Annotated in this window: 16 protein-coding genes; 2 read left to right on the top strand and 14 right to left on the bottom strand. The window is 64.7% G+C overall.

Translation table 11 applies throughout. The annotated features are described in order from the left end of the window. Nucleotides 1-154: 154 nt before the first annotated feature. Nucleotides 155-643, top strand: a complete 489-nt coding sequence (locus tag FJ953_RS21220; protein ID WP_140493388.1) for a DUF1036 domain-containing protein — start codon at nt 155-157, stop codon at nt 641-643. Continuing rightward, nucleotides 640-2,073, top strand: coding sequence for a pyruvate kinase (gene pyk / locus FJ953_RS21225; protein WP_140493391.1), 1,434 nt, complete (start codon nt 640-642; stop codon nt 2,071-2,073). Before FJ953_RS21220 ends, pyk begins: the two co-directional genes overlap by 4 nt. A gap of 15 nt (nt 2,074-2,088) precedes the next feature. On the opposite strand, the gene FJ953_RS21230 is transcribed toward pyk, so the two are convergent. The 14 genes from FJ953_RS21230 to FJ953_RS21295 all read right to left on the bottom strand — a co-directional run bounded on the left by FJ953_RS21230 (nt 2,089) and on the right by FJ953_RS21295 (nt 13,276). Beyond that, entirely contained in the window at nt 2,089-2,553 is a 465-nt protein-coding gene (locus tag FJ953_RS21230) for a hypothetical protein (RefSeq protein WP_140625054.1), read from the bottom strand. 52 nt (nt 2,554-2,605) lie between these two features. Beyond that, entirely contained in the window at nt 2,606-3,673 is a 1,068-nt protein-coding gene (locus FJ953_RS21235; RefSeq protein WP_140493394.1) for an alpha/beta hydrolase, read from the bottom strand. 136 nt (nt 3,674-3,809) lie between these two features. Then, nucleotides 3,810-4,448, bottom strand: coding sequence for a hypothetical protein (locus FJ953_RS21240; RefSeq protein ID WP_140625001.1), 639 nt, complete (start codon nt 4,446-4,448; stop codon nt 3,810-3,812). Between the two features lie 108 nt (nt 4,449-4,556). Then, entirely contained in the window at nt 4,557-4,682 is a 126-nt protein-coding gene (ykgO, locus tag FJ953_RS21245) for a type B 50S ribosomal protein L36 (RefSeq protein ID WP_125004464.1), read from the bottom strand. Nucleotides 4,683-4,956: 274 nt separating this feature from the next. Further along, nucleotides 4,957-6,033: a 5-(carboxyamino)imidazole ribonucleotide synthase gene (locus FJ953_RS21250; RefSeq protein WP_140625002.1), complete on the bottom strand. Its 1,077-nt coding sequence runs from the start codon at nt 6,031-6,033 to the stop codon at nt 4,957-4,959. Next, entirely contained in the window at nt 6,030-6,527 is a 498-nt protein-coding gene (purE, locus tag FJ953_RS21255) for a 5-(carboxyamino)imidazole ribonucleotide mutase (protein ID WP_140625003.1), read from the bottom strand. The genes FJ953_RS21250 and purE overlap by 4 nt, the downstream gene beginning before the upstream one ends. Nucleotides 6,528-6,621: 94 nt before the next feature. Beyond that, nucleotides 6,622-7,518, bottom strand: a complete 897-nt coding sequence (locus FJ953_RS21260; protein ID WP_140625004.1) for an anti-sigma factor — start codon at nt 7,516-7,518, stop codon at nt 6,622-6,624. Next, a complete protein-coding gene (locus tag FJ953_RS21265) occupies nt 7,515-8,054 on the bottom strand; it encodes a sigma-70 family RNA polymerase sigma factor (protein ID WP_140625005.1) in 540 nt (179 codons plus the stop codon). The genes FJ953_RS21260 and FJ953_RS21265 overlap by 4 nt, the downstream gene beginning before the upstream one ends. Before the next feature lie 405 nt (nt 8,055-8,459). Beyond that, entirely contained in the window at nt 8,460-9,665 is a 1,206-nt protein-coding gene (locus FJ953_RS21270; RefSeq protein ID WP_140625006.1) for an aminotransferase class V-fold PLP-dependent enzyme, read from the bottom strand. A 24-nt stretch (nt 9,666-9,689) separates the two neighbouring features. Next, nucleotides 9,690-10,151, bottom strand: coding sequence for a RidA family protein (locus tag FJ953_RS21275; RefSeq protein ID WP_140525749.1), 462 nt, complete (start codon nt 10,149-10,151; stop codon nt 9,690-9,692). Nucleotides 10,152-10,189: 38 nt separating this feature from the next. Next, on the bottom strand, nt 10,190-10,984 hold the full coding sequence (locus FJ953_RS21280; RefSeq protein ID WP_140625007.1) for an amino acid ABC transporter ATP-binding protein: 795 nt from the start codon (nt 10,982-10,984) through the stop codon (nt 10,190-10,192). Nucleotides 10,985-10,986: 2 nt separating this feature from the next. Further along, complete coding sequence (locus FJ953_RS21285) at nt 10,987-11,637, bottom strand: amino acid ABC transporter permease (protein ID WP_140500483.1); 651 nt, start codon at nt 11,635-11,637, stop codon at nt 10,987-10,989. Nucleotide 11,638: 1 nt separating this feature from the next. Further along, on the bottom strand, nt 11,639-12,304 hold the full coding sequence (locus FJ953_RS21290; RefSeq protein WP_140500485.1) for an amino acid ABC transporter permease: 666 nt from the start codon (nt 12,302-12,304) through the stop codon (nt 11,639-11,641). A gap of 90 nt (nt 12,305-12,394) precedes the next feature. After that, the gene (locus FJ953_RS21295; RefSeq protein ID WP_140500486.1) at nt 12,395-13,276 is read right to left on the bottom strand and encodes a transporter substrate-binding domain-containing protein; all 882 of its coding nucleotides are present in this window, start codon (nt 13,274-13,276) and stop codon (nt 12,395-12,397) included. Between the last annotated feature and the right edge of the window lie 17 nt (nt 13,277-13,293).

A 13,293-nucleotide genomic window follows, 5' to 3' on the forward strand; every position in this document is an offset into this window, starting at 1 on the left:
GTTTCCGCTGAAATCTGGCAAGGGGCGACGGATCGCGCGCCGGGAGCCTTCTTAAATCGATTGGAATTGGACAAAACGGCGCGTTGACATGCGCCCGGACTTTTCCGAAAAGGGGCGCAGAGAGATGCTGATGTGGTTCTTGAGGGGTTTCAGGATGAGTTCCGCCGGCGGGCGGCGCGTGCGCTTCGCCTTCGCCATGCCGCTCCTGACGCTCGCCGTGGGTTTGTCCGCGATGGTTGCGGCCTCGCCCGCCCGCGCTGATTTCCGCGTCTGCAACGCGACGCAAAACCTGGTCGGCGTCGGCATCGGCTATCGTGCCAAGGCCGGCTGGATCACCGAGGGCTGGTGGCACATCGAAGGATCGAGTTGCAAGACGCTGATCGAAGGGCCGCTGTCATCAAGGTTTTACTATCTTTATGCAGAAGACGCCGAACGCGGCGGACGCTGGGACGGCCCGATCAACATGTGCGTGGCTGAAAAAGAGTTCAAGATCGCCGGCGTCACCGATTGCGTCGCCCGGGGCTTCCAGCGCGCCGGATTCCAGGAATACGACACGGGCGAGCAGGCAAGCTGGATGGTCCAGCTAACCGACGACCCCGCAACGGGAGGCGCGCCAGCCGCCCCGGGAACAAACAGTCAATGAGACGCAGCCGCAAGGTCAAGATCCTAGCCACCATCGGTCCGGCCTCCTCTTCCGAGGAAATGCTGAAGAAGCTGTTCGAAGCGGGCGCCGATGTGTTCCGCATCAACATGAGCCATACCGATCACGAGTTGATGCGCACGCTGGTCGGACGCATCCGCGCCGTCGAGGAGACGGTCGGAAGGCCGATCGGCATCCTTGCCGACCTGCAAGGACCCAAGCTGCGCGTCGGCAAGTTCGCCAACGGCAAGGAGGTGCTGACCGTCGGCCAGACCTTCACGCTCGACGACAATCCCGAGCCCGGCACCGCGGCCAGGGTCTATCTGCCGCATCCCGAAATCCTGAGTTCGGTCGAGGCCGGCCACCGGCTGCTGATCGACGACGGAAAGCTGGAGCTGAAAGCGGTGAAGGCCAATGGCAAGGCGATCGTCTGCACCGTCGTTGCCGGCACCACGATTTCCGACAGAAAGGGCGTCAGCCTGCCCGATACCGACCTGCCGGTCGGCGCGCTGACCGAGAAGGACCGCAGGGATCTCGACGCGGTGCTCGCCACCGGCGTCGACTGGATAGCGCTGTCCTTCGTGCAGCGGCCGGAGGACCTGGCCGAAGCGCGCAAGATCGCACGCGGCCGGGCGCTGATCATGGCCAAGATCGAGAAGCCGCAGGCGGTTGCCCGTCTGGCCGAAATCATTGAACTCTCAGACGCGCTGATGGTCGCGCGCGGCGATCTCGGCGTCGAGATGCCGCTGGAAGCCGTGCCCGGGATCCAGAAGCAGATCACGCGCGCAGCGCGCCGCGCCGGCAAGCCGGTGGTGGTCGCCACGCAGATGCTGGAATCGATGATCACCGCGCCCGTGCCGACCCGCGCGGAAGTCTCCGACGTTTCGATCGCCGTCTTCGAAGGCGCCGACGCCATCATGCTTTCGGCCGAATCGGCCGCGGGCGCCTATCCGGTGGAAGCGGTGGCGATGATGAACCGCATCGCCACCAAGGTGGAAACCGATCCGACCTATGCAGGCATCATCAACGCCCAGCGTTCCGAGCCTGAAGCAACCGGCGCCGATGCGATCTCGCTGGCGGCCCGCGAAATCGCCGAGACGCTGAAACTGTCGGCGATCATCACCTACACGGCTTCCGGCACCACGGGCCTGCGCGCCGCGCGCGAGCGCCCGCAGGTGCCGATCGTGGCCCTGTCGCCGATCGTCAACACGGCGCGGCGGCTGTCGCTGCTGTGGGGCACGCACTGCGTCGTCTCCCCCGATGCCACCGATCTCGACGACATGGTCGATCGCGCCTGCCGCATCGCGCTTGAAGAGGAATTCGGCAAGCCCGGCGACCGCGTCATCATCACCGCCGGCGTGCCGCTAAGGACGCCCGGTTCGACCAATATGCTGCGCATCGCCTATGTCGGTTCGGACTTGGGCACCCGATAAGCCCGCCCCAGGGCTTCACCGCGTTGCGATCTTGAGAGCTCTTGTTGCCGCTGCGGCGTGGTCAATGCGCTGAAGGAAGCGACGCGCGCGGGGTATGGGATCTTGCAGGTATTGATCCGGTCCCCGCATCTTTCGCCGATTAAGTTCGGCAGTGTCGAGCAGATCGAAATCGACCTTTTCCAGCGTGCAGTGCCAGTCGGCGCTGTGCGAAGCCCTTCCTCGTTTGTGGTGTTCCAGAAGCCGTTCGCGGCTGGAATAGCCATGGTAGTCGAAGGCGATCACGCCGTTGGTCACATAGATATGGTTTCCGGAATCGTTCCCGCTTGGAATGATCCGCTCGCCGTAAAATCCGTCCAGGGGAGGATAGCTGAGAAAGACGCCCGCAAGGATGGGGCAGGCGCCGTAACCGAAGAAGATGCGGTCCGGCAGCGCCCAGAATTTTTCGGGATTTTTCTTTATGCCGTGTTTGAGGACGTACATGCCGCTCTGGCCCCGATACCCTTTTTCGACGACCATTTTCGGAAGACGCACATCAGGTCGGCGCCAACTCCGCTTCGGGTTCCTTGAGGTCGGCGCATTTGCCGACGCCATAGGCATCGCCGGCGATCCGCGCTTCCACCGCCCTTGCCATCGCCTCCAGATCCACACTCCTGCCGGCGGCCTTCTCGATGGCGCCAACGACCAGATCAGACGCGATCCAGTCCGGCTTGTGGCCGAGATTGCGCACCCAGACCAGTTCGGCGCTGGCAATGTTGCGCTCGAGGCCGACCGAATGGATATGGGCGTAGACGACCTTGTCTCGATCGCCCGAGATGACCACGGTCGGCGCCTTGATCTCGGCGTAGCGCGGCGCGGCCCCAAGCGCATAGCGGTAGAGGCCGGCGACATCGCTGGCATTTGCGCGGAAGGCCGACGGTCTCAGCACCAGCGGGATCGAGGCCTCGGCGACATAATTGTCCGGCACTTTGTTGGGCGAGAAGACGCAGGTCGTAGCGTCGGCGATCCGCAGCATTCCTGCCGGATAGCTCAGCGTTTCGGAGAACAGCCGGCCGATCACCGGAATGGTGGTCAGGTCGTAGTACCAGGCGGTTGCGCCGCCGGGCCACGGATGGGTTGCCGGTGCCAGGAATACCAGTCCGAGCGTCTTGTCGGCATGCTCGCGGCCGAAGGCGGTCGTCACCGCGCCACCGAAGGAATGGCCGACGATGATAGCCTGCTTCATGCCGAGATGGTCCATCAGCGCGGCGACGGTGTCGGCCTGCGACCACGGATCCTTGTTGTTGCCGGGCCCGCGTCCCGACCAACCGAATCCCGGCCGGTCGAAGAACAGCAATTCGGCGCGCCCTTCGAGCAACGGCCTGAGCGGCAGCATCTGATCCCTGAGATTGGCGCTGGCGCCGTGGATGAAGACAACAGGCGGCAGGTCGGCCTTGGCGTGGCCAGGAACGTGGACATAATGGATGCGCGCGCCATCGATGTCGATGAATTCGCCGACGGCCGGGTTGCGGCGCTCGATCAGCCAGGAGCCGACGCGGGTGATGCCGACAAGGCCAAAGACGAGCGCCAGAAGGAAGGCGAAGACGGCATAGAGCAGGTTCATGTGGGATATACGAGAAGGAATAGGGGAATAGGGGAATAGGGGAATAGGGGAATAGGGGAATAGGGGAATAGGGGAGTATTTCCGGGCGATCTCTTTCCTACTGCCTTACTGCCTTATTCCCCTACTGCCTTAAATATCAAATGCCTTCGCCGGCGAGTTCTTCCGAAAGCGTACCGACTTGATCCTGGGCGCTGCGCAGCATCGGATAGATGGCAAGGACCTTCTGCCAAGCCTCGAGCGCCGATTGCTTGCGTCCGGTCACGGTCATGATCTGTGCCAGGCCCGACAGCGCGCCGAAATGGCGTGGTTCGAGTTGCAACGTATGGTCGATGTCGGACATCGACTTGCCGTAGTTCTTCATCATGAAATGCACCGTGGCGCGCCGGTTCCAGCCCTCGGCATAGGCCGGCTGCAAGGTGACCACCTGGTCGAGGAAATCGAGCGCTACGTCGAATTTCTGGTTCTCGAGCGCCTTCTGCGACCATTGCATCATCAGGTCGATCGAGGCGCTGCCCGACTGGGACCATTCGCTCCAGATGATGCCGGCGATACGCTCTGCCGCCTTTTCGTTGCGCTCGCGCTTGAGATCGGCAAACAGCTTGTCGAGGCGGGCTTCCCTGTTCATTGCGGGAGGCGGGGCTTGCGGCACTGGCTGGGCATCCGGAGGCGCCGGCTCCGGGGCCGCTTGCACGGCCGCCCGATCATCGGCCCGAGCCGGCAACGAGACGGCGCTGCAAAAGAGAAGGACCGTCAAAAATGCAAAAAAAATCCGCATCGCCCGAATCTAGTCCCGGGCGGCGGAACGTCAAACTGATTTTAGCGTGAACGGCCGGCGGACCGACGATAAACACCAACTGCGGAGGCAAAAGCCTCGCGACGAAGCTCAGCCCTGGCGCGCCTTATAGCGGGGGGCGGTCTTGTTGATGATGTAGACGCGGCCCTTGCGGCGAACCAGACGGTTGTCGCGATGACGCGCCTTCAGCGCCTTGAGCGAATTCTTGATCTTCATGGTCTTGCCTGTCGGTGTGGACCCGGTCCGGGTCGAAATTTTAAGGCGCGCCAGAAGACGCGCCTTTGAACTGTGGGTGGCTCATAAACGAGGAGCCTTGTCCGTGTCAACCGCAAGCATGCCCGGTAGCGGAGATGAATGCCCGGTGTCGTCAAATATCCGCAATCGGCCAATGGCTCGGCGCCGGCTGGTATGATGTGGTGGTCGCCACGTGACTTGAGAACGCCATGCGCCGAGTTTTCCTGCCCGGTAGCTCGCGGCGTCGAGATTGCTGTCAGGCGCGGCGGCTGATCCGGGTGAAATGGCCCATCTTGCGGCCGGGCCGCGCTGCGGCCTTGCCGTAGAGATGCAGCATCAGGTCGGGCTCCGCCAGCAATTCCGGAACGCGCAAGATATCGTCGCCGATCAGGTTCTCCATCACGCAGTCGGAATGGCGTCGCGGGTCGCCGAGCGGCAGGCCGGCCACGGCGCGGATATGCTGCTCGAACTGCGAAACGGTGCAGGCGGCTTCCGTCCAGTGGCCTGAATTGTGGACGCGGGGTGCGATCTCGTTGGCCAGCAGCGAGCCATCGGCCAGCACGAAGAACTCGACGCCGATGACGCCGACATAGTCGAGCGCCGACAGGATCTTCACCGCCGCCGTCCGGGCCGCCTCGGCTGTCCGGGGCGCGATCGCGGCCGGCACGGTCGATGTGTGGAGAATGCCGTTGCGGTGGACGTTCTCGGCCGGATCGTAAGCGGCGACGACGCCATCGATGCCGCGCGCGGCGATGACGGAGACTTCGCGCTCAAAGGAAACGAAGGCCTCGAGGACCAGCGGCACGTTGCCCATGGCCTCGCAGGTGCCGGCGAAGCTGCCGGCTTGCATGTCGCGGAAGACGCGCTGGCCCTTGCCGTCATAGCCCATGCGCCGCGTCTTCAATATGCCGCTGCCGCCAAAGGATTTCAGCGCTGCGGTCAGCTCGCCGTCATTGTCGACCGCGCGGAAATCCGCCGTGGCAATGCCGATGCCGTTGAGAAATGTCTTCTCGGTCACCCGGTCCTGCGCCACATCAAGCGCGCGCGCAGGCGGATAGACCGCCACCTTTGCGGCGAGCGCCTCGGCGGCGGCAACCGGAACGTTCTCGAATTCATAGGTGACGACGGCACTTGCCTCGGCCAATTCGGCAAGCGCGGCGGGGTCATCGTAGGCGGCCGTGACCTGACGGTTGGCGACCTGTGCCGCGGGGCAATCCGGCTGCGGCTCCAGCACCACGGTGCGGTAGCCGAGGCGAGCGGCCGCCATTGCCAGCACGCGGCCGAGCTGGCCGCCGCCGATGATGCCAATGGTCGATCCGGCGGGCAGGCTCACGGCGTGTCCGTGGGTTCGGCCGCGACCTTGGCGGTCTGCGAGGCGCGCCAGGCATCGAGCCGCCCGGCAAGCTTGTCGTCGTTGAGCGCCAGAACGGCGGCAGCCAATAGGGCTGCATTGGCAGCACCGGCCTTGCCGATGGCCAGCGTCCCCACCGGAATGCCGGCCGGCATCTGGACGATGGACAGCAGCGAATCCTGTCCCGACAGGGCTTTGGATTCCACCGGCACGCCGAACACCGGCAGCGGTGTCATCGCCGCCGTCATGCCGGGCAGGTGCGCCGCACCGCCCGCACCGGCGATGATGACCTTGTAGCCGGCGGCCTTGGCGCCCTTGGCGAAGGCATAGAGCCGGTCGGGGGTGCGGTGCGCCGAGACGATCAGCCGTTTGTGCGGGATGCCAAGCGCCTCCAGTGTCTCGGCGGCATGGCGCATGGTCGCCCAGTCGGACTGGCTGCCCATGATGATGGCGACGTCGACGCGTTGATCGTCCAAGCTTCTGCTCCCGGCGACAAAGGCGCGCCTTAGCGGAATTCGGCGGCGGCGGCAAGGATGCGGGGCATTGCCGGGGTCCGGCCGGGAAATCAGCCTATGCCGCAGCCTTGCGGAAGCGGGCAACGAAATCGTCGAGTTCGGGCCGCTCCATGTCGGAGATCGCCCAGTAGGAGAAGGCGCCGTCGCTCCACTGCACCAGCGAAAAGCCGCCCGAGGAAAGATCGTCAGGCTCGCTGGCCTTGCCGCCCTGCTGCGGTTCGGCGACCAGCGTGATCAGATGCTCGCGGTGGCGGTAGACAAGTGCCGGCACCGGTCGGCCGGAAATCACCTCGACCCGGCCGCCGATCAGCGCAAAACCGTCCTTGGCAAGATCCGGTGCCGGCGGCGACACGCCGATCCGGGCGTCGAGCCAGGGCTTTACCGTGTGGCGGTCCGACGAGACGATATCGATCGGGCTGGCGGCAAGCAGGCTGCGGCGATGGCCGCTGGCGACCGCCGCGGCGAAGCTGTCGGACGCGCCGTTGACCATCACCCATTGCGTTGCCCCGCTGGCCAGCACCGCGCTGATCATGATCGAGGCGGCAAGAGCGCGCCAGTCGAACGAACCGAAGCGGCGCGCTCGACTTGGCGACAGCCGCGTATCGGCGTTTCGCCTCTGGCCTCTCCCGCCCGGGGCAAGCACCCCCGGGAGCGCCGGCCGGCCCTGCTGCGGCTTGGCCGTTTCGCCTGACTCCGGCTGCGCGGTGGCCGCAGTGCCAATGGCCGCGATGCGCGCGCGAAAGGCGTCGCCGACATCTGGGCGCGGCAGGCGGCTGACCGCGCCCCGCAAGGCCACGATGCGGGCATGCTCTGAGGCAAGCCGCGGATCGGCCGCAATGCGCCGCTCCACCGCAAGCGCGGCCGCTGCATCAAGTTCGCCATCGACTAGGGCGTGGATCATCAGCCTGATGCCTTCCGGATCATTGGGCAGTCCATCGTCATGCATGGTCATGGCGCTCTCCCCAGGTCAGACATAAGCAGGCTCCGCGCGCGGGCCAGCCTGGACATCACCGTGCCCATCGGCACGCCGAGCATGGCCGCTATCTCGCGATAGCTGAGGCCGCTGATGTCGCGCAGCACAAGCGTCTCGCGAAACGGCTGCGGCAGGGCTGCTATCGCCGTTTCAAGCGCCACCGTGTCGGCCTTGGCGATCAGGCTTGCCTCCGGACCATATTCGTCCGGCACGCTGATGCCGTGTGCCGCCGCCATCTCGTCGAGATCGCCGAGATCACCGACGGCCAACATGCCGCGCGGCCGGTTGCGCGACATCCAGGTATAGGCGGTGTTGCGCACGATGGTCAGCAGCCAGGCGCGGGCATTGCCGCCGGCATAGCCTGATATGCCCGCATGCGCCTTTATGCAGGCGTCCTGCACGACGTCCTCGGCATCGGCGCCATTGCCGGTCAACCAGCGGGCAAGCGCCAGCGCGTCACCGAGATGAGGCAGCACCACTTCGCTGAAGCGCTCGGCTCGGGCCTTCTCGCTCAAAGCAGCACCATCCGATACTCCACGAGGAACAGGCCGTGCGCTTTCAAGCAATACCGGCGGTCTCGCCCCGCCCGTGCGGGCGAAACCCTCGGCAACAGGCAAAGCCGCCTGCCGTGGCGAAAGTGAATTCATCTGCGTCACCAGTGTCAAGCGCAATGGGAAAGCCGTGCATCATGGGAGAGAGGCCGGTTGAGGTCATGCGCTCCAGCACATGGCGGCCGCCGACGCCGCGGCCATGTTCGCTGTCGTGTTCATGATGACGGACATGCGGATCTCCTCAACGCCTGTAGCGGCCTATGTCGAGGAGACCCGTTGCGGCCGAGATTTATTCCCGCCGCGTACGCATCCGGCTGTTCACGGTTACGTGATCAGCCGGTGCTTTGGGTTCGTTGGTCCGCTTGGCGCTCAATCCGGCCAGCGCAAGGCGCCGGAAGAGACCTTGCGAGCAATCTTCATGGCGTCGGCGGGCCGGTCCTTCGCGGTCAACAGGGCGCGCAGCCGTTCGGCGACGATTTCCGCCTCTCCGGGATGAAGATTGCAGGGGTCGAGGAAGAAATGGCCGCGTTCGACCTCGTGATTGCGCACGATGATGGGCGGCGATCCACCGGCAAGCGCCGAGGCAAGGCCGGCGGCGGTGAAGCGGCTTTCCGGCAGCACGAAGACCTGCAGGCGGTCGAGCGGGTTGGAGGTCGGGTCGGGAATGATCTCCGCGCCAATGCCCGGGATACCCTGCAGAGCATCCTTCCAAAGGTTGAGGGCGGCCTCTTCGCGCCGGCGGATGCCGGCGTGGTCGCGCTTCTCCCATGCCTCGAGCGCGGCCATGGTGCCGGCGATGCTTTCCTTGCCGACCTTCATGGCGCGGGCGACGCCGCGGTTCTGCAGATAGGCGCCGCGCACCAGATCCTTGCGTCCGGTGACGATGCCGCTGGTCGGGCCGCTCAGGAATTTATGGCCGCTGTAGATGACGATGTCGGCACCACGCGCCAGGAAGCCGCGCAGGTCATATTCGGAAGCCGCGTCGACGATCACCGGCACGCCCCTGGCGTGGCAGATTTCACAGAACTCCTCCAGCGACAGCATGCCGTATTGCACCGTGTGATGCGCGACGACATAGAGCCCTGCCGCCGTGCGGTCGTTGATCGCGTCGCGGACATGATAGTCCTGCGTGACGCTGACCGTGCCGGCGGGCACCACCTTGGCGCCGGCGACGCGGACCGACTGGTCGATCGGGGCGCCGTAGTTGACGATGTGGCCAAGCTGGATGATCACCTCTGACTTGAGGTCGCCGGTGTCGTCCGGCAGGCGTTCGATGGCGAGCAGGTTGGTTCCCGTCATCGCGCCGGCGATCGCCATGGTGATGCCGCTGGCGCAGCAGGCGGTGATGAAGCCGGCCTCGCCGCCGGTGAGGCGCGCGACGACGGCGCTTGCGGCGCGCTGCAGATCGTCCATCTCCACCCATTGCGATGCCATTTCCGACATGGCGCTGATCGCTTCAGGCACAATGATCGACGCACCGAGCGCCGTCATCGTGCCGGAGACGTTGATGATCGGACGAAGGCCGAGCCGTTCGCGGATCGTCGTGTTGGAGCCGGTGTCTGAATATGTTTTCATGTGAGCAATCCCGTGGATGACAGATCAGGCAGCGATCTCGACGACCGCTTCGATTTCGACGGTGATGTTTCCCGGCAAGGAGCCGACGCCGATCGCCGAGCGGGCATGCCCGCCGATCGTGGCGAAAACGTCGGCGAAAAGATCGGAGCAGCCATTCACCACTTTGGGGTGGTCGCTGAAGGTCGGCGTGGCGTTGACGAAGCCGAGCAGCTTGACGACGCGCACGATGCGGCCGAGATCGCCGGCGGCAGCATGCATGACGGCAAGCAGGTTGAGGCCGGTGAGGCGGGCATGCTGATAAGCCTCCTCCACCGTCACATCCTCGCCCACCTTCCCGGTGCAGAGCGAGCCGTCGGCCCGCAGCGGTCCCTGGCCGGACAGGAAGATCAGCCGGCCGCTCTCGGCATGGGTAACGAAGTTGGCGATGGGCGTCGGCGGCTCGGGCAATGTGAGGCCGAGTTCGGCGAGCCTGGTGTAAGGCGTCATGGAAGAAGGCTCCTTGGGATGGCGTCAACCATCCGATGTCAGAAGTGCGAGGCGCGGAAGCGCGCCAGGAAATTGCGCAGACGCTCATTGTCGGCGTCCGCAGCAAGGATCTCCTTCGGCGGGCCGACGGCGCCGACGCCGCCATCGGCCATGAAGACGATGCGGCTCGAGGCGTCGCGGGCAAAGGCCATCTCATGCGTGACCATCACCATCGTCATGCCGTCCTCGGCGAGGCTGCGCACCACTTCAAGCACCTCGCCGACGAGTTCCGGATCGAGGGCGGAGGTTATCTCGTCGAGCAGCAGGATTTTCGGCCCCATGGCCACGGCGCGCGCAATTCCGACGCGCTGCTGCTGGCCGCCGGAGAGCTCCGCCGGCAGGCTGTCGGCCTTATGGGCAAGACCGACGCGGCCGAGCCAGTGTTCGGCAATCGTGCGCGCCTCCGCTGTGCTTTTGCCGCGCACCTTGGTGAGGCCGAGCATGATGTTGCCGGCGGCGGTGAGATGCGGAAACAGGTTGAAGCTCTGGAACACCATGCCGGTCTCGGCGCGCATCGCGGCAAGGTCGCGTTCGCTGCGGCGCTGGCGGGCTCCGGTTTCTCGGAAGCCGACCTCCTTGCCGTCGATGCGGATGGACCCGCTGTCATAGCTCTCCAGGAAGTTGACGCAGCGCAGCAGCGTGGTCTTGCCGCTGCCCGAGGGCCCGATGACCGTCACCACCTCGCCGCGCGCCACGCGCAGGCTGACCGAGCGCAGGACCTGGACGGCGCCAAAGGATTTGGACACATCGCGGATGTCGAGAAGGGCCGGGGCATCGTTCGAGCTTGTGGACATTGCTATTCCCGGATGAAGGAGAAACGCCGCTCCAGCCGCCTGCTGGCAAGCGAAAGCGCATAGTTGACGGCGAAGTAGATGAGGGCGCCAAGGATGTAGAGCGGCATGGCCTCATAGGTGCGGCCGATGACCTGGTTGATGGCCTGCATGAGATCGGTGATGCCGAGCAGCGAGACCAGCGCGCTGCCCTTGACCGCGTCGGTGACGCCATTGATCCAGGGCGGCAGGAAACGCCTGAACGCTTGCGGAAAGATGACATGGGCCAGCCGCTGGCGGAAGGTCAGGCCGATCGCCATTGCCGCCTCCGATTGTCCCTTCGGGATGGAGCCGACGGCGCCCCGGAGATATTCGACGACCTGGGCTGTCTTGAACAAGGTCAGCGCCAGCACGGCAGCCCAGAAGGACGGCAGGTGAAGCCCGACGGCCGGCATCCCGTAGTAGACGAAGAAGATGAGCACCAGGATCGGTATGCCGCGAATAGTGTCGCTGAAGATGCGCACCGCCCAGCGCGCCGGCGCCGGGCCATAGACCAGGCCGACGCCAAGGACGACACCGGCGACGAGCGAGAACGTCACGACCAGCAGCGACACCCAAAGCGTCAGCGCAAAACCCTGAGCCAGGAAAGGCAAGGCGTAGGCGATCTGGCCAAGCATGCTAGTGCACCACCTTGAACCAGCGTTCGACGAGCCGGAGCGCGTAAAGCAGGGCGTAGCCGGTCAGCAGATACATCGCCGTCACGACGAGATAGACCTCGACGATGCGGAAGGTGTTGAAGTTGATCCATTGCGCGCCGAAGGTCAGTTCGGGCACCGAGATGACCGAAGCGACGGAGGTGTCCTTGAACAGCGATATGAAAGTGTTGGAAAGCGCCGGCAGCGTGATGCGCAGCATGGTCGGCAGGCGCACATGGAGCAGCCTTTGCCAGGGCGTCAGGCCGATCGCCTTGCCGGCGTCTAGCTGGCCGCGCGGCACCGCTTCGAGACCGGAGCGGAACACCTCGACCAGATAGGCGCCGCTGTAGAGCGCCAGCGTGGCGACGAACGAGGTTTGCGCGCTGTAGGCGATGTCGACCACGGTCGGCAGACCGTAGAAGACGAGATAGACGAGCAGGATCAGCGGCACGTTTCGGATGAATTCGACATAGGCGGCAATGATGCCGCGCACCATGCGTCCGGCCGACACGTACCAGACCGCCAGGACCAGGCCGATGACGATGCCGATGGCGATCGAGATGACGGCGAGCTCCAGGCTGAGCAGCAGACCGCCCCACAGCTTGTCGAAATGCCGCCAGATCAGGTTGAAATTGAGCGCATAACCCATGCGTCGGCCTCAGTGCTCCCGATGTGACGCAAAGCTGGCCGCGTCGCCAGGAAAAAAGGCGGAAGGGTCGGCGCCCTTCCGCCGATGACGTCAGATAACCGGGAAGCCGGGGTGGCGCGCCGGCGGCTCCTGCCCGAAATAGTCCTTGAACGCGGCGTCATAGAGCGCCGTTTCATGGCCGAACATGGCGATGGTGAAGGTCTGATTGACGAAGGTCAGCCAATCGAGATCGCCTTGCCGGAGCGCCGCGCCATAAAGCATCGAGTACCAGCTCTTGCCGGCATCGAAGTATTTGTCCGGATTGCGCGAGGCGAGCCAGCGCACGGTGGAGAGGTCGACGGCAGCGGCATCGGCACGCTTGGATTCCAATGCCTGCAGCACGTTGGCCTGTGTATCGATCTGCATCACCTGCGCCTCCGGCAAGGCAAAATGCACCGAAGATTCGGCGTCGACATTCTGCAGGATGGAAACGCGCGTCGCGGAGCCTGCGGCAAGCAGCTTGTCGAAGGTCTTGTTCTCAGCGCCGGGCAAAGTCAGCAAGGCGACGCCCTCGACGTAGTAAGGCCTGGAGAAGTTGATCAGCTGCGAGCGCTGCGCGGTCATGGTCATGAACTGGATGGTGATGTCGACCTTGTTCGTCGTCACGTTCGGAATGCGCTGCGCCGGGTCCTGCATGACGAACTCGACCTTGGCCGGGTCATCGAACAAGCCCTTTGCCAGGATGCGCCCCATGGTGATGTCCATGCCGACGAGTTCGCCGGCATCGTTCTCGAAATGCCATGGCGCATTGGTGCTTCCGGTGCCGACAATCAATTTGCCGCGCTCCAGCACGGTGCGTAGCAGGCTATCGGGCGCAGCCTGCGCCGCCGCCTTCTGGACGTCGACCGTTGCCGCCGCGCTCATGACGCCGGCCGTTGCCAGTCCGGCCATACCCAGTTTCAGAAAATCACGCCTTTTGGATGTGTCGTCCACAGCGACCTCCTTTCGTG

This window comes from Mesorhizobium sp. B2-3-6 (assembly GCF_006442305.1).
GTDB lineage: Bacteria > Pseudomonadota > Alphaproteobacteria > Rhizobiales > Rhizobiaceae > Mesorhizobium.

Coding starts and splice junctions, on each gene's coding strand:
- FJ953_RS21220 (WP_140493388.1), top strand. CDS start 155: ATGAGTTCCGCCGGCGGGCGGCGCGTGCGCTTCGCCTTCGCCATGCCG.
- pyk (WP_140493391.1), top strand. CDS start 640: ATGAGACGCAGCCGCAAGGTCAAGATCCTAGCCACCATCGGTCCGGCC.
- FJ953_RS21230 (WP_140625054.1), bottom strand. CDS start 2,553: ATGTACGTCCTCAAACACGGCATAAAGAAAAATCCCGAAAAATTCTGG.
- FJ953_RS21235 (WP_140493394.1), bottom strand. CDS start 3,673: ATGAACCTGCTCTATGCCGTCTTCGCCTTCCTTCTGGCGCTCGTCTTT.
- FJ953_RS21240 (WP_140625001.1), bottom strand. CDS start 4,448: ATGCGGATTTTTTTTGCATTTTTGACGGTCCTTCTCTTTTGCAGCGCC.
- ykgO (WP_125004464.1), bottom strand. CDS start 4,682: ATGAAGATCAAGAATTCGCTCAAGGCGCTGAAGGCGCGTCATCGCGAC.
- FJ953_RS21260 (WP_140625004.1), bottom strand. CDS start 7,518: ATGACCATGCATGACGATGGACTGCCCAATGATCCGGAAGGCATCAGG.
- FJ953_RS21270 (WP_140625006.1), bottom strand. CDS start 9,665: ATGAAAACATATTCAGACACCGGCTCCAACACGACGATCCGCGAACGG.
- FJ953_RS21275 (WP_140525749.1), bottom strand. CDS start 10,151: ATGACGCCTTACACCAGGCTCGCCGAACTCGGCCTCACATTGCCCGAG.
- FJ953_RS21280 (WP_140625007.1), bottom strand. CDS start 10,984: ATGTCCACAAGCTCGAACGATGCCCCGGCCCTTCTCGACATCCGCGAT.
- FJ953_RS21285 (WP_140500483.1), bottom strand. CDS start 11,637: ATGCTTGGCCAGATCGCCTACGCCTTGCCTTTCCTGGCTCAGGGTTTT.
- FJ953_RS21290 (WP_140500485.1), bottom strand. CDS start 12,304: ATGGGTTATGCGCTCAATTTCAACCTGATCTGGCGGCATTTCGACAAG.